General features: G+C 49.1%; 18 protein-coding genes. 13 read left to right on the top strand and 5 right to left on the bottom strand.

Going from position 1 to position 22,959, the window contains the following annotated elements:
* Nucleotides 1-148 precede the first annotated feature (148 nt).
* The 3 genes from gatC to gatB all read left to right on the top strand — a co-directional run bounded on the left by gatC (nucleotide 149) and on the right by gatB (nucleotide 3,644).
* On the top strand, nucleotides 149-436 hold the full coding sequence (gene gatC / locus OLMES_RS09225; protein ID WP_087460996.1) for an Asp-tRNA(Asn)/Glu-tRNA(Gln) amidotransferase subunit GatC: 288 nt from the start codon (nucleotides 149-151) through the stop codon (nucleotides 434-436).
* A gap of 165 nt (nucleotides 437-601) precedes the next feature.
* A complete protein-coding gene (gatA, locus tag OLMES_RS09220) occupies nucleotides 602-2,053 on the top strand; it encodes an Asp-tRNA(Asn)/Glu-tRNA(Gln) amidotransferase subunit GatA (protein WP_087460995.1) in 1,452 nt (483 codons plus the stop codon).
* A 142-nt stretch (nucleotides 2,054-2,195) separates the two neighbouring features.
* Complete coding sequence (gene gatB / locus OLMES_RS09215) at nucleotides 2,196-3,644, top strand: Asp-tRNA(Asn)/Glu-tRNA(Gln) amidotransferase subunit GatB (protein WP_087460994.1); 1,449 nt, start codon at nucleotides 2,196-2,198, stop codon at nucleotides 3,642-3,644.
* Nucleotides 3,645-3,953: 309 nt separating this feature from the next.
* Here gatB and fusA read toward each other — a convergent pair whose 3' ends face one another.
* Nucleotides 3,954-6,044: an elongation factor G gene (gene fusA, locus OLMES_RS09210; protein WP_087460993.1), complete on the bottom strand. Its 2,091-nt coding sequence runs from the start codon at nucleotides 6,042-6,044 to the stop codon at nucleotides 3,954-3,956.
* A gap of 204 nt (nucleotides 6,045-6,248) precedes the next feature.
* Complete coding sequence (gene rimO, locus OLMES_RS09205; RefSeq protein WP_087460992.1) at nucleotides 6,249-7,682, bottom strand: 30S ribosomal protein S12 methylthiotransferase RimO; 1,434 nt, start codon at nucleotides 7,680-7,682, stop codon at nucleotides 6,249-6,251.
* A 264-nt stretch (nucleotides 7,683-7,946) separates the two neighbouring features.
* Here rimO and OLMES_RS09200 point away from each other — a divergent pair, with 264 nt between their 5' ends.
* The 4 genes from OLMES_RS09200 (at nucleotide 7,947) to OLMES_RS09185 (ending at nucleotide 12,358) form a co-directional block, all read left to right on the top strand.
* Nucleotides 7,947-8,336, top strand: coding sequence for a PilZ domain-containing protein (locus OLMES_RS09200; RefSeq protein WP_087460991.1), 390 nt, complete (start codon nucleotides 7,947-7,949; stop codon nucleotides 8,334-8,336).
* Nucleotides 8,337-8,646: 310 nt separating this feature from the next.
* Nucleotides 8,647-9,555, top strand: a complete 909-nt coding sequence (cysD, locus tag OLMES_RS09195) for a sulfate adenylyltransferase subunit CysD (protein WP_087460990.1) — start codon at nucleotides 8,647-8,649, stop codon at nucleotides 9,553-9,555.
* Nucleotides 9,556-9,652: 97 nt separating this feature from the next.
* Entirely contained in the window at nucleotides 9,653-11,272 is a 1,620-nt protein-coding gene (cysN, locus tag OLMES_RS09190; protein ID WP_087460989.1) for a sulfate adenylyltransferase subunit CysN, read from the top strand.
* Nucleotides 11,273-11,350: 78 nt separating this feature from the next.
* Nucleotides 11,351-12,358: a nucleoid-associated protein gene (locus tag OLMES_RS09185; RefSeq protein ID WP_087460988.1), complete on the top strand. Its 1,008-nt coding sequence runs from the start codon at nucleotides 11,351-11,353 to the stop codon at nucleotides 12,356-12,358.
* Between the two features lie 56 nt (nucleotides 12,359-12,414).
* Here OLMES_RS09185 and trmH read toward each other — a convergent pair whose 3' ends face one another.
* Together trmH and OLMES_RS09175 are read right to left on the bottom strand one after the other, a co-directional pair.
* Nucleotides 12,415-13,113 (bottom strand): tRNA (guanosine(18)-2'-O)-methyltransferase TrmH, encoded by a 699-nt coding sequence (gene trmH / locus OLMES_RS09180; RefSeq protein ID WP_087464409.1) that lies wholly within the window; start codon nucleotides 13,111-13,113, stop codon nucleotides 12,415-12,417.
* A 50-nt stretch (nucleotides 13,114-13,163) separates the two neighbouring features.
* Nucleotides 13,164-13,508, bottom strand: a complete 345-nt coding sequence (locus OLMES_RS09175) for a DUF1820 family protein (protein ID WP_087460987.1) — start codon at nucleotides 13,506-13,508, stop codon at nucleotides 13,164-13,166.
* 280 nt (nucleotides 13,509-13,788) lie between these two features.
* On the opposite strand from OLMES_RS09175, the gene miaB reads away from it, so the two are divergent.
* The 5 genes from miaB (at nucleotide 13,789) to lnt (ending at nucleotide 19,303) form a co-directional block, all read left to right on the top strand.
* The gene (miaB, locus tag OLMES_RS09170; protein ID WP_087460986.1) at nucleotides 13,789-15,129 is read left to right on the top strand and encodes a tRNA (N6-isopentenyl adenosine(37)-C2)-methylthiotransferase MiaB; all 1,341 of its coding nucleotides are present in this window, start codon (nucleotides 13,789-13,791) and stop codon (nucleotides 15,127-15,129) included.
* 89 nt (nucleotides 15,130-15,218) lie between these two features.
* Nucleotides 15,219-16,235 (top strand): PhoH family protein, encoded by a 1,017-nt coding sequence (locus OLMES_RS09165; RefSeq protein ID WP_087464408.1) that lies wholly within the window; start codon nucleotides 15,219-15,221, stop codon nucleotides 16,233-16,235.
* Nucleotide 16,236: 1 nt separating this feature from the next.
* Nucleotides 16,237-16,707 carry an rRNA maturation RNase YbeY gene (ybeY, locus tag OLMES_RS09160; RefSeq protein WP_087460985.1) on the top strand — a complete coding sequence of 157 codons (471 nt, stop codon included), beginning with the start codon at nucleotides 16,237-16,239 and terminating at the stop codon, nucleotides 16,705-16,707.
* A 13-nt stretch (nucleotides 16,708-16,720) separates the two neighbouring features.
* Nucleotides 16,721-17,560 carry an HlyC/CorC family transporter gene (locus OLMES_RS09155; protein ID WP_087460984.1) on the top strand — a complete coding sequence of 280 codons (840 nt, stop codon included), beginning with the start codon at nucleotides 16,721-16,723 and terminating at the stop codon, nucleotides 17,558-17,560.
* 141 nt (nucleotides 17,561-17,701) lie between these two features.
* A complete protein-coding gene (gene lnt / locus OLMES_RS09150; protein WP_198343278.1) occupies nucleotides 17,702-19,303 on the top strand; it encodes an apolipoprotein N-acyltransferase in 1,602 nt (533 codons plus the stop codon).
* A 24-nt stretch (nucleotides 19,304-19,327) separates the two neighbouring features.
* Here lnt and OLMES_RS09145 read toward each other — a convergent pair whose 3' ends face one another.
* The gene (locus OLMES_RS09145; RefSeq protein WP_087464407.1) at nucleotides 19,328-19,885 is read right to left on the bottom strand and encodes a zinc ribbon-containing protein; all 558 of its coding nucleotides are present in this window, start codon (nucleotides 19,883-19,885) and stop codon (nucleotides 19,328-19,330) included.
* A gap of 425 nt (nucleotides 19,886-20,310) precedes the next feature.
* Here OLMES_RS09145 and leuS point away from each other — a divergent pair, with 425 nt between their 5' ends.
* A complete protein-coding gene (gene leuS / locus OLMES_RS09140; protein WP_087460982.1) occupies nucleotides 20,311-22,896 on the top strand; it encodes a leucine--tRNA ligase in 2,586 nt (861 codons plus the stop codon).
* Nucleotides 22,897-22,959 lie beyond the last annotated feature (63 nt).

The following is a 22,959-nucleotide window of genomic DNA, read 5'->3' as shown; positions in this document are numbered from 1 at the left end:
GGGTATTTCGGCAAGCGCGAATTCAAAGCACACCGAACTCGATCCCGATAAAGCTGAAGTTAGGGTCAATATACCCACAAATTGACTTCAATTGACCGACAGTTCTGATAGTATAGGCCGATTAATGTTGTTTAGGGGAGAAGACCAAGTGTCTATAGAACGCGAAGACGTTGAGAAAATCGCCCGCCTGGCCAAATTGAAGGTTTCTGGCGTCGTCATCGAACAAACCACCCAAGAGCTATCCAATATTCTGGGTTTTATTGATCAACTACAGGCAGTCGATACCCAGAACATCGAGCCAATGGCACATCCGACTGACGCAACTCAAAAGCTTCGCGCTGATGTGGTAACCGAATCAGATAATCGTGCATCATTTCAGGCTATCGCTCCCGCCTCTGAAGACGGATTGTATTTGGTGCCCAAAGTAATCGAATGAACCAATTGAGCCTGATTGTTACCAATTAAGTTTGGTTGATAGTTGAACCTGTATTGCTTGAGCTAGAGGCTATCCACTAAAACGCCATGCCTGGCCTCGAAAAATCTGCAGCGGGACCCCGGCAACCGAACAATAGCTAAAACTCCTGTAAAGAATTCCTGAATTATGTACAACAAAACCGTATCAGAATTGGCCCAAGGCCTGAATGCTGGTAACTATTCCAGCGTGGAACTAACCCGTTATTTTCTGGATCGAATCCAAACTCTGGACAGCAAATATAATGCGTTCATTACGGTTTGCGAAGAATCCGCACTTGCTGAGGCAACTGCAGCAGACGCTCGCCGCGCCAAAGGTGACGCCGCCCCCTGGACCGGCATTCCCTTCGCCCACAAAGATATTTTTTGCACGGAAGGGGTCGCGACCACCTGTGCCTCAAAAATGCTGGCGAACTTCGTGCCACCTTACGACGCAACTGTAACTCGAAAATTCAAGGAAGCGGGAGCAGTCTGTATTGGCAAGACTAATATGGATGAATTTGCGATGGGCTCTTCCAATGAGTCCAGTTTTTTTGGCAAGGTTATCAACCCCTGGGGCGAGAATCTTGTTCCGGGAGGCTCTTCCGGAGGCTCCGCGGCTGCGCTTGCTGCACGCCTGATCCCTGCCGCGACAGCAACAGATACCGGCGGCTCCATTCGACAACCCGCCGCGCTGTGTGGTGTAACCGGCTTGAAACCAACCTACGGACGGGTATCGAGACTCGGCATGATCGCATTTGCCTCGAGTCTGGATCAAGGTGGACCTATGGCTCGCACGGCCGAAGATGCGGCCATGATGCTGAATATCATGGCGGGCTACGATCCGCTCGATTCAACCAGCATAGATCAAAATGTCCCAGATTACACCGGCACACTGAATGACAACCTTGAGGGACTACGAATCGGCCTGCCCAAAGAATTTTTCAGGGATGACCTCAACCCGAAAATGAAAGCTCAAATTGAAGCGGCAGTAAAAGAACTGGAAAAACTGGGCGCTAAAATCAAGGAAGTCAGCCTACCCCACACACACCTTTCAGTGCCTGCCTACTACGTCATCGCCCCCGCGGAGTGTTCCGCGAACCTGTCTCGCTTCGATGGTGTTCGTTATGGCTATCGCTGTGAACACCCTGAAGACCTCGAAGATCTATACACACGCAGCCGCTCAGAAGGCTTTGGCGACGAGGTTAAACGCCGAATCATGATTGGCACCTACGCGTTATCGGCAGGCTATTACGATGCGTATTACCGCAAAGCGCAACAGGTCAGACGACTGATCAAAAATGATTTTGTTGCCGCATTTAATGATGTGGACTTGATCGCTGGACCCACCACACCGACCCCGGCCTTCGCCTCAGGTTCAAAAACCGATGATCCAGTACAAATGTATCTTGAGGATATTTTCACGATCTCGACAAATCTGGCAGGGCTACCCGCAATTTCAATCCCGGCCGGTGAAGTAAACGGACTTCCCGTTGGACTGCAATTGATTGGAAATTATTTCAGCGAAGCACGGATTCTGAATGCTGCCCATCAATTTCAAAATGCGACGGATTGGCACACACGAACTCCAGCGAACATCTGATCGTGATGGATAACCTGATTTAACCCGTAGCAACGGGATATACAGGGCAAGCCTGGCATAGCCAGGCCATTAAATTTTGCCCCATATGATTAAAATATTCAGGCAGAACAGATCTGAATAATGCGAACAAGAGGCTAACAAGATGCAATGGGAAACCGTGATCGGTCTGGAAGTTCACGTCCAACTGGCCACCCAATCTAAAATATTCTCGGGCTCAAGCACTGCATTTGGAAATGCACCAAACACGCAGGCATCCGCTGTAGACCTGGCCATGCCGGGCATGCTGCCAGTCCCTAACGAGCAAGCATTTCGCTATGCAATTATGTTCGGACTTGCGATTGATGCAGAAATTAACAAACGCTCTGTATTCGAACGCAAAAACTACTTCTACCCCGACTTACCAAAAGGTTATCAAACGACTCAGCTGGAGCGCCCGATAGTGGGTGCAGGTCATGTTGAAATCGAACTGGAAGACGGCACGCGTAAAACGGTTCGCATTCATCATGCGCACCTCGAAGAAGATGCCGGCAAATCACTACATGAAGATTTTCACGGCATGTCCGGAATCGATTTGAACCGGGCAGGCACCCCGCTCATAGAAGTCGTAACCGAACCCGATATGCGGAATGCCGCTGAAGCAGTTGCATTCGCTCGCAAGCTGCACGGCATCGTTACCTCACTCGGAATTTGTGATGGCGAGATGGCTCAAGGCTCAATGCGTTTCGATGTGAACATTTCCATTCGCCCAAAAGGCGAAGACAAACTGGGTACGCGTACCGAAACCAAGAACCTGAACTCATTCCGGTTTATGGAACGTGCAATCAAGCTCGAAGTTGAGCGCCAGATTGACATCCTGGAAGATGGCGGCAGCATCACTCAGGAGACCCGACTGTACGACGGCGATAAACATGAATCAAAATCGATGCGCAGCAAAGAAGAAGCGAATGATTACCGCTACTTCCCCTGCCCCGACTTGCTGCCAGTCGAATTTGACGATGATTACATTGCGACAATCAAGCAGGATCTTCCTGAACTGCCCGATACAAGACAGGCTCGCTTTATTGAACAATATGAGCTCTCCAGCTATGACGCAGGCATTTTAAGCGCAAACGCAGACCTGTCTGCATTTTTCGAAACAACCGCCGAACACGGGAAGGATGCCAAACTTGCAGCAAACTGGATAATGGGAGAATTGTCGGCACGCCTGAACAGCGAAGACCTCACCATCACCGAGAGCAAGATCAGTGCCCCACAACTTGGGGCTTTGGTACAGCGAATTAAAGACAACACACTCTCGTCTGCCGGTGCAAAGAAAGTCTTTGAAGGCCTCTGGAACGGCGAAAACCCGGATGTGGATGCATTAATTGAAGCCAAAGGCTTGAAACAAGTATCCGATACCGGCGCCTTGGAAAAAATAGTGGATGAGGTTTTAGCCACCATGGCAGATCAAATAGCGCAATACAAAGCTGCCGATGAGAAAAAACGCAAAAAACTAATGGGCGGCTTTATGGGCCCCTTGATGAAGGCTTCCAAGGGCCAAGGCAACCCAAAACTGTTCAACGAAATTCTGGCAAAAAAACTAGCGGACTAACCCTCCGCAACTTCACCGCTTTCAATCACACATCAAGCCTCTAAAAAGTATATTTACTATTAGAGGCTTTTTCTCACACACTCCAAAAAACTGACGGCAATTACGCCCCCTCTGAAACTGACCACCCGTCTAACCACAGATAACTGCCCAATCACTACCCGCCGCTCACTACTTAACACACTATTCTGCCCCCAACACCAGGTTCAGCGACTTAAATCGAGCGATTTACAGACATAAAAAAACCCGGACACCAACCAGCATCCGGGTTTTATGCAAAGCACTTTACTTCAAAGCACTACAGTGTAGCAGTTACTTTTTAGCAGCGGCTTGCTTCGCTTTTTCTTCTGCAATCACTTCTTCAGCAACCTGGTTTGGACATGGCAGGTAGTGAGAGAACTCCATAGAGAACTGACCACGACCTGAAGTCATCGTACGCAGGTGACCGATATACCCGAACATTTCTGCCAACGGTACATCTGCCTTGATACGAACACCTGTAGATGCCGCTTCCTGGCTCTTGATCATGCCACGACGACGGTTCAAGTCACCAATCACATCACCCACGTGATCTTCAGGCGTGAATACATCCACTTTCATGATCGGTTCGATCAACTGTGGACCTGCTTTCGGCATGGACTGACGGAATGCACCCTTCGCTGCGATCTCAAACGCGATCGCAGAGGAGTCAACCGCGTGGAATCCACCGTCGAACAGCTCAACTTCCACGTCCAATACCGGGAATCCAGCCAGAGGGCCTTCTTCCATCATCACGCTAAAGCCCTTCTCAATCGCTGGGAAGTATTCTTTAGGTACGTTACCACCAACCACGGTTGAGGCGAATGCGAAACCGGAACCTGGCTCACCGGGCTTGATACGGTAATCGATCTTACCGTATTGACCGGAACCACCCGACTGCTTCTTGTGGGTGTAGCTGTCTTCAATCGCTTGAGTAATGGTTTCACGGTAAGCTACCTGAGGCTTACCAACATTCAACTCAACGCCATAAGTACGCTTCAGGATATCTACTTTGATATCCAGGTGCAGCTCACCCATTCCTTTCAGGATGGTGTCGCCGGACTCCTCGTCTGACTCAACACAGAAAGATGGATCTTCCGCAACCATTTTACCCAGTGCAATACCCATCTTCTCAGAACCGGCCTTGTCTTTCGGGGTAACGGCGATCGAGATAACAGGATCCGGGAAGACCATTGGCTCAAGTGTACATGGCTTCTTGGGATCACAAAGCGTGTGACCAGTCTGAACGTTCTTCATGCCCACAACAGCTATAATATCACCCGCTTGCGCACGGTCGATTTCCTGACGATCATTCGCATGCATCTCCACCATACGACCGATACGTTCGGTCTTGCCAGTGAACGAGTTCAAGACCGTCATGCCTTTTTCCATTACACCAGAGTAGACACGAATAAAGGTCAATGCACCGAAGCGGTCGTCCATAATCTTGAACGCCAATGCTCGCAACGGCTCGTCAGCACTCACGGTTGCAACTTCACCCGTTTCGTTACCTTCTTCATCAGTCAATGGCTGAGGCTCAACTTCAGTTGGATTTGGCAGGTAATCAATAACCGCATCCAGAACCAACTGAACACCTTTGTTCTTGAAAGCAGAACCACAGTAAGTCGGGAAGAAGTCCAGTGCAATGGTGCCTTTACGGATACAACGCTTGATATCTTCAACGGATGGCTCTTCGCCATCCATGTAAGCCATCATCAAATCATCATCTTGCTCAACCGCAGTCTCGATCAACTGTTCACGGTACTCGGCAACCTGATCCGCCATGTCAGCAGGAATATCTTTTACTTCAAAGTTCTCTGGCAGACCACTGTCATCCCAAACGTAAGCTTTGTTTGACAGCAGATCAACAACACCCGTGAACTCATCTTCACGACCGATTGGCAGGGTCATAACCAGCGGCTTGGCGCCCAGAACATTTTTAACCTGCTCTACAACGCGCAGGAAGTCTGCACCGACTCGATCCAGTTTGTTCACGAAGATGATACGAGATACTTCAGATTCGTTAGCATAGCGCCAGTTCGTTTCAGACTGAGGCTCAACACCACCGGAACCACAGAACACACCGATACCACCATCCAGTACTTTCAGAGAACGATACACTTCAACAGTGAAGTCAACGTGCCCAGGAGTATCGATGATATTCAGGCGGTGATCATCCCAAAAACAGGTCGTCGCAGCGGACTGAATGGTGATACCGCGCTCTTGTTCCTGCTCCATGAAATCCGTGGTCGCAGCGCCATCGTGTACCTCACCGGTTTTGTGGATACGACCGGTCAGTTTCAAAATCCGTTCAGTTGTTGTGGTTTTACCCGCATCAACGTGTGCAAATATACCTATGTTTCTGTATTTGGTTAAATCAGTCATCTCATTACTCGATACGTCTGGGCTAAAATTGCGCGATAGTATACAGATCTTTTTTCAAAAAATCCCTAGTTGCATTTCATCCAAGTTCGGGAAATGCAAAATAAATACGATTTTCCTTAATCATATGCTGCAGAATCATTGATCAAGCACTCCGATTCCGGAATGATAACCCAACAAAACCGCTCCATTACGTCAATTGTCAATCTATGCAAGATGAGCCCACATATCATGCTCATCAGCTTCCTCGATAACAACATCGAGAATATCCCCTGGTTTTACATCAATCACATTATCGATAAACACCAAGCCATCAATTTCGGGGGCATCGCCGGGCGTGCGAGCAACCGAGCCTTCGGGGGTCACTTCATCAACGATCACCCGCATACGTTTCCCGACTTTCTGTTGCAAACGCTCGGCGCTGATTTGCGCCTGAACCGCCATAAACCGCTCAAAACGATCCTGCTGAATCGCTTCCGGCACAGGGTCAGCCAACTCATTCGCTACAGCACCTTCCACTGGCGAGTATTTGAAGCACCCCACCCGATCCAGTTGCGCCTCACGCAGAAAGTCCAGCAACATCTCGAAATCATCTTCAGTCTCGCCAGGGAACCCGACAATAAAAGTACTTCGAATTGTCAACTCGGGGCACACCTGCCGCCACGCTTTTATTCTCGACAGCAGATTATCCACCGATCCAGGTCGCTTCATCATCTTGAGGATGCGGGGACTGGCATGCTGAAAAGGAATATCCAGATAAGGCAGAATCTTCCCCTCTGCCATTAACGGCATAACATCATCAATGTGAGGGTACGGGTACAGGTAGTGCAAACGCACCCAGGCACCAAGATCACCTAGCGCGGCACAAAGATCCAGAAAACGCGTCCGGACCTCCTGACCTTGCCATTGCCCCGTCTTGTATTTGGTATCTACACCATAAGCCCCCGTGTCCTGAGACACAACGAGCAGTTCGCGCACACCATTGTCAACCAATCGTTTGGCCTCATCGAGCACCGATTCCACAGGCCGGCTAACGAGCTTACCCCGCATGGAGGGAATAATGCAAAACGTACAGCTCTGGTTACAGCCTTCAGAAATTTTCAGATAAGCATAGTGCTTGGGTGTAAGCTTTACACCGTGTGGCGGTATCAAACTTGTAAACGGGTCATGGGCCGGCGGTAATTGCTCATGCACAGCCGAAACAACGGTCTCATAAGCTTGCGGCCCGGAAATACTCAACACTTGCGGATGCTTTTCGCGAATTTCATCCGCCTTAACCCCCAAACAACCGGTCACAATCACCTTGCCATTCTCGGCAATCGCCTCACCGATGGCATCCAGTGACTCCTGGACTGCACTATCAATAAAACCGCATGTATTGACAACCACAACATCGGCATCATCATAAGATGGCACCACATCATACCCTTCACTTCTCAGCTGGGTGAGTATCCGCTCTGAATCTACGAGCGCCTTTGGGCATCCCAGACTTACAAATCCGACCTTGCCTGATCCAGTGCCGGTAACGCCCTGCTCTGCCGAAAAATAGCCGACAGCGCCTTGAGCCTTAGAGGCTGCATCATTATTTTCAATACTCACGGTCTCGATCAACTGAGGCTGATCCTTTGTAAACTGGGGCATAGGGTACCTTTACCGATGTGACACATCTAAAACCGGCGCATTATACATAAACTTGTGACAACACCCCATAGCCCCGCCCACTGTTTGCAAAATATTACACACACCAAGCCAGAATGTAGGGCGGTACGTGACACAAACTCACAAATCCGCATCACAAAATTTCAACAAAACACTGGAAATGATTGCAGTAACCCAAAAGAATTCCTAAACTCAAGAAAATCATGACATTATCTTCATATTCTAAACTGTTAATAAAATACCTTGATGAAAAGCAATCTGCGCTACCACCATAGAATTCGATCAGAAATTGAAGCCACACTCCTCGTTGATAATGAAGAATTGTGCTCAACAACAATCGCCAACATCTCACGCGCCGGAATCATGATCGAGTGCAACCAAAAAACCCTGGAAGACATACTTCCGAACCAACATCAGATCGCACCCAAAAAGCCGGTGCAAGTCGAAGTCGAATTCAACCTCCCACTGTCGGTATACCATGAAGTTTCGGTGAAGGCGTATTGCAATGTTATTCACACCCGAAGATTATCCAAGAACAGCTATCAGATTGGTTTGGAGTTCGCGCATTTTGCAAATGAAGATTTCCGTTATGTCGAACAATATATGCACATGCACGCCCCTACCACACCGGCATAATCCACTCGCCACACAAGCATAGATACATGCACAACGTAGAATCGCAATATCCATATACCATAACTTTCTATCTGTAACCTTATATTAGTGGGCTGAAATTTGGTATAGTTGCGCCCTCATAACGCTGACAGTCTGAACTAAGCCCCAGATTCCAAGGTCAGCCTAGAATCCTGAATCGATTCGCGCCCTGCTTCAGTAACCCGGCAAGAAACTCAACCCGTTTGAGCTTACCCCTGAAACAGACTACCAGAGCCGTTTCGGTCCATCAGCATGACACTGGTTTTTGAAGTACGACAATAGGTTTATACGCATGACAAAGTACGATCTGACACACCTGAAACAGCTGGAAGCTGAAAGCATCCATATCATCCGTGAGGTAGCCGCCGAATTCGATAATCCGGTCATGCTTTACTCTATCGGTAAAGATTCCTCTGTAATGCTTCATCTGGCACGCAAGGCATTTTTCCCAGGCAAACTCCCCTTCCCGCTGCTCCACGTCGATACGGGGTGGAAATTTCAGGAAATGATCACATTTCGCGATGCGCAAGCGAAAAAGTTCGGGCTCGATCTACTGGTACACATGAACGAAGACGGCATCAAAGAAGGCGTGGGCCCCTTCACCCACGGCAGCTCCAAACACACCGACGTAATGAAGACCCAAAGTCTCAAACAAGCGCTGGACAAATACGGGTTTGATGCGGCCTTCGGTGGCGCTCGACGGGACGAAGAAAAATCCAGAGCGAAAGAACGCGTTTATTCGTTCCGGGACAAACACCATCGCTGGGATCCTAAAAATCAACGACCCGAGCTTTGGAATATCTACAACGGAAAGGTTAACAAAGGCGAAAGCATTCGCGTATTCCCGCTGTCAAACTGGACAGAGCTTGATATCTGGCAATACATTCATCTTGAAGGCATTGAGATTGTTCCTCTTTACTACTCCGCCAAACGCCCCGTAGTTGAACGAGATGGCACACTCATCATGGTTGATGATGAGCGCATGCCACTAAAAGATGGCGAAACTCCGGATATGCGCTCAGTTCGCTTCCGCACTTTGGGCTGCTACCCCCTGACCGGTGCAATTGAGTCCGAAGCGGATACACTACCTGAAATCATCCAGGAAATGTTGCTGGCCACCAGTTCCGAACGCCAGGGTCGAATGATTGATCATGACCAGGCAGGCTCGATGGAACAGAAAAAACGGGAAGGCTACTTCTAGACCTTAGCACCTCAGAACCACATTATTTCGTTAGGTTAGCGCACCCAGTCGATAGACGTGCGCGCAACCCAAGTGCCGGATATATTGAGAAAAGATCATGTCACATCAATCGGAACTGATTAGCACCAACATCAATGAATACCTCGCTCAGCACGAGCGCAAAGAATTATTACGACTGCTGACATGCGGCAGCGTAGATGACGGCAAGAGCACCCTGATCGGACGCCTGTTACACGACTCCAAAATGATTTACGAAGATCACATGGAGGCATTGAAAAAGGACAGCGTCAAATCGGGCACCACGGGTGAAAAAGTCGATTTGGCTCTTCTGGTGGACGGCCTCCAGGCAGAGCGTGAACAAGGGATCACTATAGACGTAGCCTACCGTTACTTTTCAACTGCCAAGCGCAAGTTCATCATCGCGGACACACCGGGGCACGAACAGTACACACGTAACATGGCCACCGGCGCATCTACGGCAAACCTGGCAATCATTCTGATTGATGCACGCCACGGTGTGCTCACGCAAACCAGACGCCATTCGTTTATCGCATCGTTACTGGGCATTCAACACATCGTCGTTGCGATCAACAAAATGGATCTGGTTGAATTCAGCGAGTCGCGCTTTAATGAAATTAAAGCGGAATATGAAGCATTCTCCGCTCAACTCAATTTACACGACATTCGCTACGTTCCCATCTCCGCACTGGATGGTGACAACGTCGTTAACAAAAGCGAAAAAACACCCTGGTTTAGCGGCGAATCTCTTATGGAGATTCTGGAGAATGTTGAAATCGCAGCAGATCGCAATTTCGACCACTTCCGCTTTCCCGTACAGTACGTCAACCGCCCCAACCTCGACTTCCGCGGCTTCTGTGGCACCGTGGCATCAGGCGTTATCAAAAAAGGTGACACCATCACTGCACTCCCGTCCGGAAAGAGCAGCAAAGTCAAAGATATCGTTACCTTTGATGGCAGCCTTGACGAAGCTTTTGTCGATCAAGCCGTTACGCTCACCCTGGAAGACGAGATCGACATCAGTCGTGGTGATATGATTATAAAGCCTGATGACCTGCCAAACGTCAGCAATAGCTTCGATGCACACATTGTGTGGATGAACGAAGATGAAATGAAGCCGGGCAAACTGTACAACATCAAGCTTGCCAGCAACGCGGTATCTGGATCGATCAAGCAGATACACCACCAGATTGACATCAACACGCTTGCCAAACACGATAGCGACAACCTGCACCTGAATGAGATTGGCCTGTGCCAGGTCAACCTCAACCAGCCGGTGGCATTCGATAAATATGATGACAATCGGGCAACGGGTGCATTCGTCGTAATTGATCGCCTCACCAACATCACGGTCGGAGCTGGTATGATCAAGGGCAACACACAATTTGATACCGAACTGGAACCGGTAAGCGATACCGAACGCTCTGCACGCTTCGATCAAATCGCCGCGATCATCAATTGCACAGGCTCCGCAGCAAACCAATTAGCAATTGCCGTCGAGCGAAAGCTGTTTGACAGCGGCAAAACCGTGATCCGCCTCGACACTGCCGAATCCCCTGAAAACCAGATCAGTTTCGCCCAACTCCTGAAAGAAAAAGGCTTGATCGTGGTGACTGAGAACCTTGAAACGGTTCCTTCAGATACGACCGTAACGGCTGATTCAGAGTCCGAGATTCACGGACAATTAGGACTCGTATAACACAAGCCTCTTGTGATACCTGACTTCTGAACTTCACATATCAGGTATCACAAGAGCATCACACCCCGAGACACCCAAATGGCCATTACGAACGCCCTGATCACCAAACTCACTCGCACCAGCGAAGATGGCGAAATCGAGACCCAAATTCGGGAAGACAATTTGCCCGTAGATGCCGAACTCGACCTCCTCTTCAGCCAGTACAAAAGGCTATTCAATGCAAAAGCGGGGAAAAAGTTTGGCGCTTTTGAAACAGATTACAGTGAATATCCGTTCTCCAGATGGCTGGATGAATACACGAATGAAAAGATAAGCTTTGCGAGTCTGTACAATCAACTGACTCAACATTTCCTGAGCATCCTGAAGGAAATACCAACTGAAGTCTATGGTTTTCTACTGGCCATTCACGAAACGGTTGAACAAGGGCAGCGCTTTTACCTGTTCTTTTTGGACACCGACTACGGTCCCACCATCACACCGAACCTGAGCCTGGACCAAACCGAATACCTGAGCCTTAACCGTCTTGACCTGGCCATCAAAATCGAGCTGGATGAATGGCGCAACGAACCTGAGAAGAACAATTACATTGTATCTTTCATCTCTCGCAACCTGAGCAAACTGGGTGATAGCCTGATTCAGGCTACCGGCTTCCGAAATGCTCTGGATATAGAGCAGGACACCGCCACGTTCCTGGACGCCATTGAACGCTTCACCCAAGCCTCAGATCAGAAAGAAGCCAGCGCCATTCGCCAAAAGGCCTATAATTTTTGCGTTGAACAACACAAGCAAGGCGAACCCGTGCGAGTTGAGCAACTTTCACAGGAAATTGATGAGTCAAACCCCGAACGATTTGAAAAATTTGCAGAAGAAAATCTGCCAGAAATAAAGAAAGAACTCAGACCCGACCACCGAAAAGCCAAGCGGCTCGTTCGGTTTTCAGGCAAGGGCAATGGTATCAACCTGTCGTTTTCATCTGACCTGATTCAAAACTCGATTGTCTTCGACAGTGACAGTAACACCCTGACAATCAAGGAAATCCCCAAATCACTTAAACAGCAACTTGCCCAGTTTTTCGAAGAAAAATAAACCAAGGCATGAAACCTTGGTTTATTTCACAACAACGCATTGCTTCAGGGCACCGGCTACTTCAGAGCACCACTTTCCGCTCTGACATCACGATACCAAGCCGCAGGCTCTATAATTTCGCCACTGTCCCGACAAATTCCAGGATACGCAACCCCCTTTTCACGACAGAATTGCGCAACTTGCGGGTGAGCCCACTCAAAAAACAATTGCCAGTACACATCATCCGTCAAGCTCACCCGATTATACTGTCCGACAGCCTCACGCTGTCGTTGTGCTTCCGCCAGAATAATCGCGGCCGCCACAGAAACATTATAGGATTCCACCATCCCCATCATAGGAATAATAATGTGCTCATCCGCTAACGATTCCGCGACTGCACCAACACCTTGTTTCTCATTTCCCAATACCACCGCACAGGGACGGGTATAATCCACGGACCGAAAGTTCACCGCCTGCTCTGATAAATGAGCTGCGTAAATCTGATAACCCTGCTGCCTGAGCCCGTTTATGCCATCCGCCATCGAATCGTGTGTATGCGCCTTTACCCAACGCTGACTGCCGAGAGCAGTACCTTTGTACGGGCGGCGAGCACCCGCTGACCAAACCATGTGAACATCAGCAATACCTACTGCATCCGCGGTTCGGATCAATGCTGCGATGTTGCGGGGTTTGTGCATCTGATCGGTGAGGATGGTGAGATCACTCTGTCGCCGGTCCAGGGTTTCACGCAACCGCTTGTAACGTTCAGGCGTCAAAGCCACATTCTCCAACAATAATTTTCAACTTCGGGTCCCACTCTGAATACCTAATCACTTCGACCAGGCTTTTTGGGAAAAGAGGCCACCGAAGATGTACCACCGGCAGACTTGATCTTGGGTACGCCGGATTGCTCAACCTCATCAATACGGATAACCGCCCCCATGGGAATGTAGGTTCGATTCACACCTTCAAACTCGCTTTTCAATTTTTCTTCGCTAGGATCCACCAACAGCTGAGAGCGCTCACCAAACAACAACTGCTCAACTTCAATAAACCCATACATATCACTGGGATAAACATGAGATGCAAAAATCTCGTATACATCATCTTGATTGTAGTAAATGACTTTATAAATTTTACGACCCACAACTTTTTGGGTATCTGCCGTCATAATAGTAAATCCAACACTAGTAATTCCAAGACTGAAAAAAGAGGCTTATCATAGCACACCCCTGTCATTCATGTATGGCATTTCATAGCGCACACGCTTACAACAACGACTGTCACACAGACAAAAATCGACGGCAACGATTAAAAAATCCGCACATTTTCACGATCATCCAGCATAATTTCACTATCAACGTAACACTTTGGTCATTATAATACCCTGTTCGATTCGCACTGGAATCGATCCAATTTATAGAAGTAAACAGGTATCTACGGAACACAGCATGGCCAAAAAGCTTTTTATTAAAACTCATGGTTGCCAGATGAACGAATATGATTCTTCGCGCATGGCAGATCTTCTGAAGGAAAGCCATGAAATCGAGTTAACTGAGAATGAAGAGCACGCCGATATTGTGCTGTTGAATACCTGCTCAATCCGTGAAAAAGCCCAGGAGAAGGTATTCCACCAACTGGGTCGCTGGAAGAAGCTCAAGGAACAGAAGCCAGGCTTAACCATTGGTGTTGGCGGCTGCGTCGCCAGCCAGGAAGGTGAAGCAATCCGTGATCGTGCACCATTTGTCGATGTGATTTTCGGACCACAAACGCTCCATCGCCTACCGGAAATGATCGATGCCTCAGCACAGGGTGGCAGCAGTGTAATTGATATCAGCTTTCCGGAAATCGAAAAATTTGATCGCCTCCCCGTCCCCGGTGTAGAAGGCCCCTCCGCATTTGTATCCATTATGGAAGGCTGCAGCAAATACTGTACTTTCTGTGTAGTCCCTTATACTCGCGGCGAAGAAGTAAGCCGACCTTTTGACGATGTGATCGCAGAAGTCGCACACCTCGCCTCTCAAGGTGTCCGGGAAGTTAACCTGCTCGGCCAGAACGTAAACGCCTATCGAGGCGAAACTCACGATGGCGATATCGCCGACCTTGCAGAACTAATCACGGTCATCGCCGCAATTGACGGCATCGACCGCATTCGCTTCACCACCAGTCACCCGGTTGAATTTACCGACGCATTGATTGATGTGTACAGTACCGTCCCGGAATTAGTCAGCCACCTGCACCTGCCCGTTCAAAGTGGTTCAGACCGGATCCTCGCAGCCATGAAACGGGGACACACAGCACTGGAATACAAATCCAAGATTCGTCGGCTAAGATCGATTCGCCCGGATATCAGCATCTCCTCCGATTTCATTATCGGCTTTCCCGGTGAGACTGAGAAAGACTTTGAAGCCACAATGAAACTTATCAATGATATTGGCTTCGATATCTCATTCAGCTTCGTCTATAGCGCCCGCCCAGGCACGCCGGCATCCGACCTGCCCGACGATACCCCCGAATCTGATAAAAAGCAGCGCCTGGCTATCCTGCAACAGCGGATCAACCAAAACGCGCAAGATATCGCCCGTAAAATGGTTGGTAGCGTGCAACGGGTACTGGTGACCGGTCACTCGAAAAAAGACCCCGGCGAACTTCAAGGACGCACAGAAAACAACCGTGTCGTAAATTTCAGGGAACTGGACACCAGCATCATCGGTAAGTTTGTCGACGTCGAAATCATGGAGGCGCTGCCAAACTCCCTGCGCGGACAGCGAATCGATACTGCGGCATACTAGGTTTGCGGCACACAAGGTTTGCGGTAAACCTAACTTGTTGCATACCAAGTTCAAGCCAGGACTTGCAGAAACTACTTTTCGGAGAAATTTTGAACGACCAACACCCTAACGCGAAAGACCAGCCGGTCAATTCGAATGATCGTCAACGCAACTTGACCCTTGTACCGGAAGACCCGAGAAGACTTTCGCGCTTGTCCGGTAGTTGCGATGACAACCTGAAACAACTTGAGCAGCGACTCGGCGTGCGCATCAGCTACCTGGGTAATGAGTTCAGAATCCGCGGTGAAGTCAAAGCCACACAGGCTGCCGCAGATGTACTAAAACACCTTTACCGGGAAACTGAAGCGGAGCGGGAAATCAACCCCGATCTGGTCCACCTGTTTATTCGTGAAACCGGAGCAGACTCAATTGCTGGCAAAGCCGGTCGAGCCTACGATGACCTCATGATTAAAACGCCGAAATTACAGATCAAACCCAGGGGCGGGAACCAGACGGACTACGTCAGATCCATCAAGAATCATGATATTAATTTTGGTATCGGCCCAGCCGGTACCGGCAAGACCTACTTGGCCGTGGCCTGCGCAGTCGAGGCTTTAAGTAATGAAGAAGTTCAACGTATCTTATTGGTACGTCCGGCAGTTGAAGCAGGCGAAAAGCTCGGCTTTTTGCCGGGTGATCTGGCCCAGAAAGTCGACCCGTATCTACGCCCTCTGTATGATGCACTTTATGAAATGCTCGGTGTTGATCAAGTACTAAGACTCATTGAAAAAAATGTAATCGAAATTGCACCGCTCGCCTTCATGCGCGGCAGAACGTTGAATCGATCATTTGTAATTCTGGATGAGAGTCAAAATACAACCCGGGAACAAATGAAAATGTTTCTGACTCGCATCGGCTTCGGCTCCACAGCAGTCATCACGGGCGACATCACTCAAGTTGATCTCCCCAAAGGCCAGACATCAGGCTTGGCCCATGTCATGACGGTGCTCGATCAGGTGCCAGGAATCAGCTTTACGCAATTCACCGCTCAAGATGTCGTCAGACACCCATTGGTTCAGCGAATCGTTGAAGCTTATGACCGCCATGAAAAACGAGCACCCAAGTAAAATGAAGCTGATAGTAGATTTGCAACTTGCGACCCAATCCGCCACACCTGACGAAAATCAAGTTCAACATTGGGCTCAGACAGCATTTGAAGCAAGTGCCTCACCAGAGAATTCAGCGTGCGAAATGGAAGTCAGCATTCGCTTGGTTGATACTGAAGAAAGTGCAACGCTAAACCAAACCTATCGCAATAAAACCGGCCCGACCAATGTGCTGTCGTTTCCATTCGATGCGCCACCCGGCATTACGGTAAACCTCTTGGGCGATCTTGTAATCTGCGCACCGGTGGTACAAAAAGAGGCTCAAGAGCAGGAAAAAACTGAAGAAAGTCATTGGGCACACATGGTGGTGCACGGTATTTTGCACTTGCAAGGGTACGATCACATCGAGGACAATGAAGCGGAAATCATGGAAGACCTCGAAACTCAAATTTTAACAGAGCTGGGTTATCCTGCCCCTTATGAGGAAAATTAGACGGTAACGGAGAATGAGCGAAGACACCCCGGAAAATCAGCAATCCGGCAAGACCTGGCTGGAAAAAATTTCACAGGCATTTGCCGGAGACCCCAAGAACGCATCTGAACTTGTCGAACTGCTTCGGACAGCAGAAACCCGAGGCGTACTTGACCCCGACTCCATGAGCATCATAGAAGGCGCAATGCAGGTCACGGACATGCAGGTTCGTGAAATCATGATCCCTCGATCCCAAATGACCACTATCCGCTCATCTCAGGAACCCACAGAGTTTATGGGCGAAGTTATCGATTCGGCCCACTCACGCTTTCCTGTACTCGGTGACGATCCCGATGACGTCATTGGCATACTGCTGGCCAAAGATCTACTCAATCTCATGTGGCAGGGCAAACTTAAAAAAGAAGCACTGACCGACTACCTGCGGCCCGCAACCTTTGTGCCGGAAAGCAAGCGACTCAACAAGCTTTTGAAAGAATTCAAAACCACACGCAACCACATGGCCATCGTAATTGATGAATATGGTGGCGTTGCAGGGCTCGTTACCATTGAAGACGTTCTGGAGCAAATTGTCGGCGAAATCGAAGACGAACACGACTACGAAGAAGATACACTGATCAAACCACGCTCTGAGTCAGAGTTTATCGTCAAATCAGTAACACCGATGGATGAATTTAACGAATTCTTCGGCACAGAACTGGATGAAGAAGAATTCGATACGATTGGAGGGCTGGTGATGAAAAACTTTGGCCGGGTGCCCAAACGTAATGAAAATATAAAATTTGGCGGGTTAAAATTCACCATATTAAATGCGGACAACCGCACCATCCGCCTGCTACAGGTCAACAAACTCTAATCCACACTGCTCCAGCTCATAATGCGGCGAATAACATAACCCGTTCGCCAGCTGGGAACCGGTCAACCCAAACTGCGCAAAAAATCTTGTGGACGCGCAGTTTGGGTGTGACCTGAACTCATGTGCGGCAAGGAATTCAGCATGGAAAATCAAGATACAACACCCGCCGTGAATAAACACAAACAGATAGCAATACTAGTCGCGCTGTTTCTTGCAGGCGGGATGCAAACGCTGACCTATGCACCTTTTGGCTATTGGCCATTGGGAATTCTTTCAGCAGCCTTGACCTACTTTTGTATAATCCAGACCCCCTCCCCCCGATCAACTAAACGACTGTTTGCAATGGGGTGGTGTCTTGGATTTGGGATTTTTTCCAGCGGAGCCTCCTGGGTATACGTGAGTATCCATGACTACGGCTATACCTCCGCCCCCCTTGCCATTTTTTTGACTGGCGCATTCGTCGCGTTACTCGCTCTTTTCCACGGCTTTCAGTTTATCCTATTCGGCAAACTCTGTGCGCCTCCGGCACGTTCAGCGCCCCTCAAAAAAGAACCAAAAAACAACACCCCATCCACACTACTCGCATTTTGTAGCGCCTGGGTTATCACAGACTGGATTAGAAGCTGGATTCTGACCGGATTTCCCTGGCTCTATCTGGGCCACGGGCACCTTGATTCGCCACTCAGTGGATGGGCCCCCGTCCTGGGCGTATACGGCATAACACTAATCGTTGTATTCACTGGCGCTGCGATAGCCAGCCTGATATCCAGCATCAGCAGAATCCAGAAAGCAGGACTGGTCGCAGTAGCATGCGTACTATTTGCAACGGGCTACACCCTGAAGCAAACCGAATGGACCCAAATCGACACTCAAAAGCCTATCAGTGTGGCCATTATACAAGGCAACATCGACCAACTGATAAAATGGGAAGAACACTACCAGGAAGAAACGCTTGAGACTTATCGCACGCTGAGCCGACCATTCTGGGGCAAATCAATCATCCTGTGGCCCGAAACAGCAATACCGATATTCCAGCACCAGGCGACAGGCATACTGGGTGCACTAAATGAAATGGGAAAGGTCGCCAGTACCACATTGGTTACCGGTATTCCAACCCGTCAAGCAGATTACGAAGCGAATATTTATCGTTTTTACAACAGCATTCTGAGTCTTGGAGATGGACACGGGCTCTATCATAAACAGAAGCTGGTTCCGTTTGGCGAGTATGTTCCGCTTGAAGACCTATTGCGCGGAGCCATACAGTTTTTCAATCTACCGATGTCCAGCTTTTCTCTTGGCCCCAAAGATCAGCCTCACTTAAGCGCTGGACCATACCAATTTGCCAGTTTTATCTGTTACGAAATTGTCTACCCTGATTTTGTCGCGACACAGGCCCGGGATGCCGACTTTCTCATTACGATTAGCAATGATGCCTGGTTCGGTGCCTCCATCGGCCCGCTCCAACACCTTGAAATTGCCCAGATGCGGGCATTGGAAACCGGCCGCTATCTATTGCGCGGAACCAATAGCGGCGTATCCGCAATCGTCGCCCCGAATGGCCGTCAAGTCGGGCGTTCAAAGCAATTTGTGGCTACTACTCTTGAAGGCACCATTTATCCCGCTGAAGGCTCAACACCATTCATGACATTTGGCTCAACGCCATTAATCCTCATACTCTTTATCGCGCCCTTGGCCTTACTAACGCGATACAGGCTACGCCACAGCAACAAAACAAAAGGCTGAGTTTGTCTATCACTTAACGAGATGTTAATAGTTATCTTCCTCGGATTTGGGCCACCGGGACGTGACCCGCTTGAAGTACTGATTGCCACACTCATGACAGGGTTCGATAACCGATGTTTGGGTCAAACACATCATGTAACCGCAGTCACCACAGCGCAACATACCCGCAGAGGCAATTTCACCGACCATATAGGTACTATGGTCGTGCTCCAGCTTGTGTTTCAGCTGAACCTGATCCACTGTCGTTTTATCTGCAATACTGAATAACAGTTCCATAACGCTACGCTCAATGACTGCTGCATCTGTTTTTACCCACTCCGATACCCCTTCACCCGTTTCAGCCATAAAATGCTTGAGGTTTTGCAAATCGCGCCGAATATATGCTCCCAGTAGTGACAATTCTTCTTTGCTGAGTTCAGCCACATCCTGCTCAAACTCAATGGCCTGATCCAGCTCCTCTTTAAGTGTTTCCCATGTGCGTAACTCAAGATCCGCAAGTGATGACTCGAGCCGTTCAACCACTCTGTTGTATGCTTTCGTGGCTTTTTCTGGTTTATTAAACTTTGATGAATTTTCAGTCATTTCACTCTCCCGCCTTCGATCCTGAGCCCAAATGCCATTAACGAATCCTAAAATACCAGCCAAACATTCAAAAATACCGCCCATGTACCCCAATTTAATCCGTTCAGTCGAATAAATTGCCGGGTTGAGCTTTGAACCCCTACCTGTCACTCTATTAGTAGGTTAGAATACTGTCCCTATTTTAGACAACCCAATGCGGTGTTGAGACAGCAGCACAGGCAAGAAGGCTAAACCATCCGACCCCGGAAACTTAACGATGAGTGTACGGGCTCAAACGTCAGAATTAGACCCTCACATGCCACCTGACATTGTGTATTTCACTCAGAATGGATCATGTCATACACCTCGATTAAAGGTATTGATCCGAGACAATTCCGGTCGCTGTCCAACAGGCACCTGTATCAACTTGAGGTAACACGGCAACAATGGAAGAGCATTACAACCCGCGAGACATAGAACAAAAAGCGCAACAATACTGGCAGGATCAAAAAAGCTTTGAAGTGACCGAAGACCCAGGTAAAGAAAAATACTATTGCCTGTCCATGTTCCCCTACCCCAGTGGCAAGCTACACATGGGTCATGTCCGCAACTACACAATCGGTGATGTCATCTCCCGATACCAGCGCATGCAAGGCAAAAATGTCCTGCAGCCCATGGGGTGGGACGCATTCGGCCTGCCAGCAGAAAACGCCGCGATCAAAAACAATGTCGCCCCTGCCAAATGGACTTACGAAAACATCGAGTACATGAAAAATCAGTTGAACCAGCTGGGCTTTGGCTACGACTGGGGACGCGAACTTGCAACATGCCGCCCGGAGTACTATCGCTGGGAACAATGGTTCTTTACCAAGCTCTATGAAAAGGGCCTGGTATATAAAAAGAATGCAACTGTAAACTGGGATCCTGTCGATCAAACCGTGTTGGCAAATGAGCAGGTTGTTGATGGTAAAGGCTGGCGTTCTGGCGCGCCCGTGGAGCAAAAAGAAATTCCACAGTGGTTTATCAAAATTACGGACTACGCCCAGGAGTTGCTGGATGACCTTGATCAACTGGAAGACTGGCCAGAACAAGTCAAAACCATGCAACGCAACTGGATTGGCAAGTCCGAAGGCGTCGAGCTGAGCTTCACGGTCGAAGGGCAGGATCAGGAGCTCACCGTCTACACCACTCGCCCGGACACCCTGATGGGGGTGACCTATGTCGCAATTGCAGCTCAACACCCTCTGGCTTTGGCGGCGTCTGAACACAATGTCGAATTGCGGGATTTCATCGCCGAGTGCAAAAATACGAAAGTTGCAGAAGCAGACATGGCAACCATGGAGAAAAAGGGTGTGCCGACCGGGCTATCTGCAGTTCACCCAATCACCCAGGAAACCATTCCAGTATGGGTTGCAAACTTTGTCCTGATGGATTACGGATCGGGTGCGGTAATGTCCGTACCGGCTCACGATGAACGGGACCATGAGTTTGCCATGCGTTTTGGTCTGCCAATCAAACAGGTTATTGCGCCGACCAATGATGTCGAAGTCGATGTTCAGGAAGCAGCGTACACCGACAAAGGCATCCTGGTGTCCTCCGGTGAATTTACCGGCCTGACCTCCCAGGAAGCATTTGAAGCGATTGCGGTAAAACTGTCGGAGATGGGCAAAGGCTCTAAAAAGGTCAATTTCCGACTCCGTGACTGGGGTGTATCCCGCCAACGTTACTGGGGAGCGCCAATTCCGATTCTAAACCTTGAAGACGGCAGTGAAGCCCCCGTTCCGGAGGACCAGCTCCCCGTTCAGCTGCCAGAAGATGTGGAACTCGATGGTGTCAAATCTCCGATAAAAGCTGACCCCGAATGGGCCAAAACGACATTCAATGGTGCACCGGCTCTAAGAGAAACGGACACATTCGATACGTTTATGGAATCGTCCTGGTACTACGCCCGCTATTGTTGCCCAAACAGTGATGACGCGATGCTCAATCCCGAGCAAGCCAACTATTGGTTGCCTGTTGATCAATATATCGGTGGCATCGAACACGCGATTCTGCACCTGCTCTACTCTCGCTTTTTCCATAAGCTGCTGCGTGACGTAGGACTGGTAAATTCCGATGAGCCATTCAAACGCTTGCTCTGTCAAGGAATGGTACTTGCCGACACGTTCTTCCGCGAGGATGAAAAAGGCGGTAAAAACTGGATTTCACCGAATGATGTCGCGGTGGAAAAAGACGACAAAGGTCGCGTTGTAAGCATCACGTCCAAGATAGATGGTCAGCCGGTTGAAACAGACGGCACCAGCAAAATGTCGAAGTCAAAAAATAATGGCATCGATCCTCAGGAAATTATCGATAAATTTGGTGCTGACACCGTTCGGTTGTTTATGATGTTTGCAGCCCCGCCCGAACAGTCTTTGGAGTGGTCTGATTCTGCGGTTGAAGGACAGCACAAGTTTTTGCGCCGCCTGTGGAAAACGGTCCACAGCCATTTGGGTTCGGATACCACAACCAAGCTTAACCCGATTGCTCTGAATGATTCACAGAAAGCTTTACGCCGCAAGACTCACGAAACGATCAAGAAAGTCAGTGATGATGTCAGTCGTCGTCTTACTTTCAATACGGCGATTGCTGCGCTCATGGAATTGCTCAACGAAGTTAACAAGCACGAAGGTAACGATGAACAAAGCATCGCTGTGCGCCATGAAGCACTGGAAACAGCCATTTTGTTACTTTCCCCCATCGTACCACACATCTGCCACGAGCTATGGCAACTGCTGGGACATATTGACCCGGTTATTGATGCCAGCTGGCCAGAAGTTGATGAAAGCGCGCTGGTTAGATCCAGTCTGCTGATGGTTGTCCAGGTCAATGGCAAGGTGCGCTCGAAAATCGAAGTCGGCGTAGATCAAAGCAAGGATGAAATTCAGGCTATTGCCATGGCCGATGAGAATGTGCAGCGTTTTACAGAGGGAATGACCGTCCGCAAAGTCATCGTAGTCCCCCAGAAACTGGTCAATATTGTTGTCGGTTGATTCGTTCACCACACAACAGGAATGATCGATTCAACCGGAGAAGTGCCCCTGAAGTCTTCAGGG

It is taken from the genome of Oleiphilus messinensis, assembly GCF_002162375.1.
Taxonomy (GTDB): Bacteria; Pseudomonadota; Gammaproteobacteria; order Pseudomonadales; family Oleiphilaceae; genus Oleiphilus; species Oleiphilus messinensis.
This window is presented reverse-complemented; position numbering and strand designations above follow the sequence as displayed.

Excerpts from the sequence above, each read along its gene's own strand:
- cysD (WP_087460990.1), top strand. The coding sequence starts at position 8,647 with ATGACAAAGTACGATCTGACACACCTGAAACAGCTGGAAGCTGAAAGC.
- rimO (WP_087460992.1), bottom strand. The coding sequence starts at position 7,682 with ATGCCCCAGTTTACAAAGGATCAGCCTCAGTTGATCGAGACCGTGAGT.
- gatA (WP_087460995.1), top strand. The coding sequence starts at position 602 with ATGTACAACAAAACCGTATCAGAATTGGCCCAAGGCCTGAATGCTGGT.
- OLMES_RS09200 (WP_087460991.1), top strand. The coding sequence starts at position 7,947 with ATGAAAAGCAATCTGCGCTACCACCATAGAATTCGATCAGAAATTGAA.
- OLMES_RS09155 (WP_087460984.1), top strand. The coding sequence starts at position 16,721 with ATGAGCGAAGACACCCCGGAAAATCAGCAATCCGGCAAGACCTGGCTG.
- leuS (WP_087460982.1), top strand. The coding sequence starts at position 20,311 with ATGGAAGAGCATTACAACCCGCGAGACATAGAACAAAAAGCGCAACAA.
- cysN (WP_087460989.1), top strand. The coding sequence starts at position 9,653 with ATGTCACATCAATCGGAACTGATTAGCACCAACATCAATGAATACCTC.
- ybeY (WP_087460985.1), top strand. The coding sequence starts at position 16,237 with ATGAAGCTGATAGTAGATTTGCAACTTGCGACCCAATCCGCCACACCT.
- fusA (WP_087460993.1), bottom strand. The coding sequence starts at position 6,044 with ATGACTGATTTAACCAAATACAGAAACATAGGTATATTTGCACACGTT.
- OLMES_RS09185 (WP_087460988.1), top strand. The coding sequence starts at position 11,351 with ATGGCCATTACGAACGCCCTGATCACCAAACTCACTCGCACCAGCGAA.
- lnt (WP_198343278.1), top strand. The coding sequence starts at position 17,702 with ATGGAAAATCAAGATACAACACCCGCCGTGAATAAACACAAACAGATA.
- OLMES_RS09145 (WP_087464407.1), bottom strand. The coding sequence starts at position 19,885 with ATGACTGAAAATTCATCAAAGTTTAATAAACCAGAAAAAGCCACGAAA.
- miaB (WP_087460986.1), top strand. The coding sequence starts at position 13,789 with ATGGCCAAAAAGCTTTTTATTAAAACTCATGGTTGCCAGATGAACGAA.
- OLMES_RS09175 (WP_087460987.1), bottom strand. The coding sequence starts at position 13,508 with ATGACGGCAGATACCCAAAAAGTTGTGGGTCGTAAAATTTATAAAGTC.
- gatB (WP_087460994.1), top strand. The coding sequence starts at position 2,196 with ATGCAATGGGAAACCGTGATCGGTCTGGAAGTTCACGTCCAACTGGCC.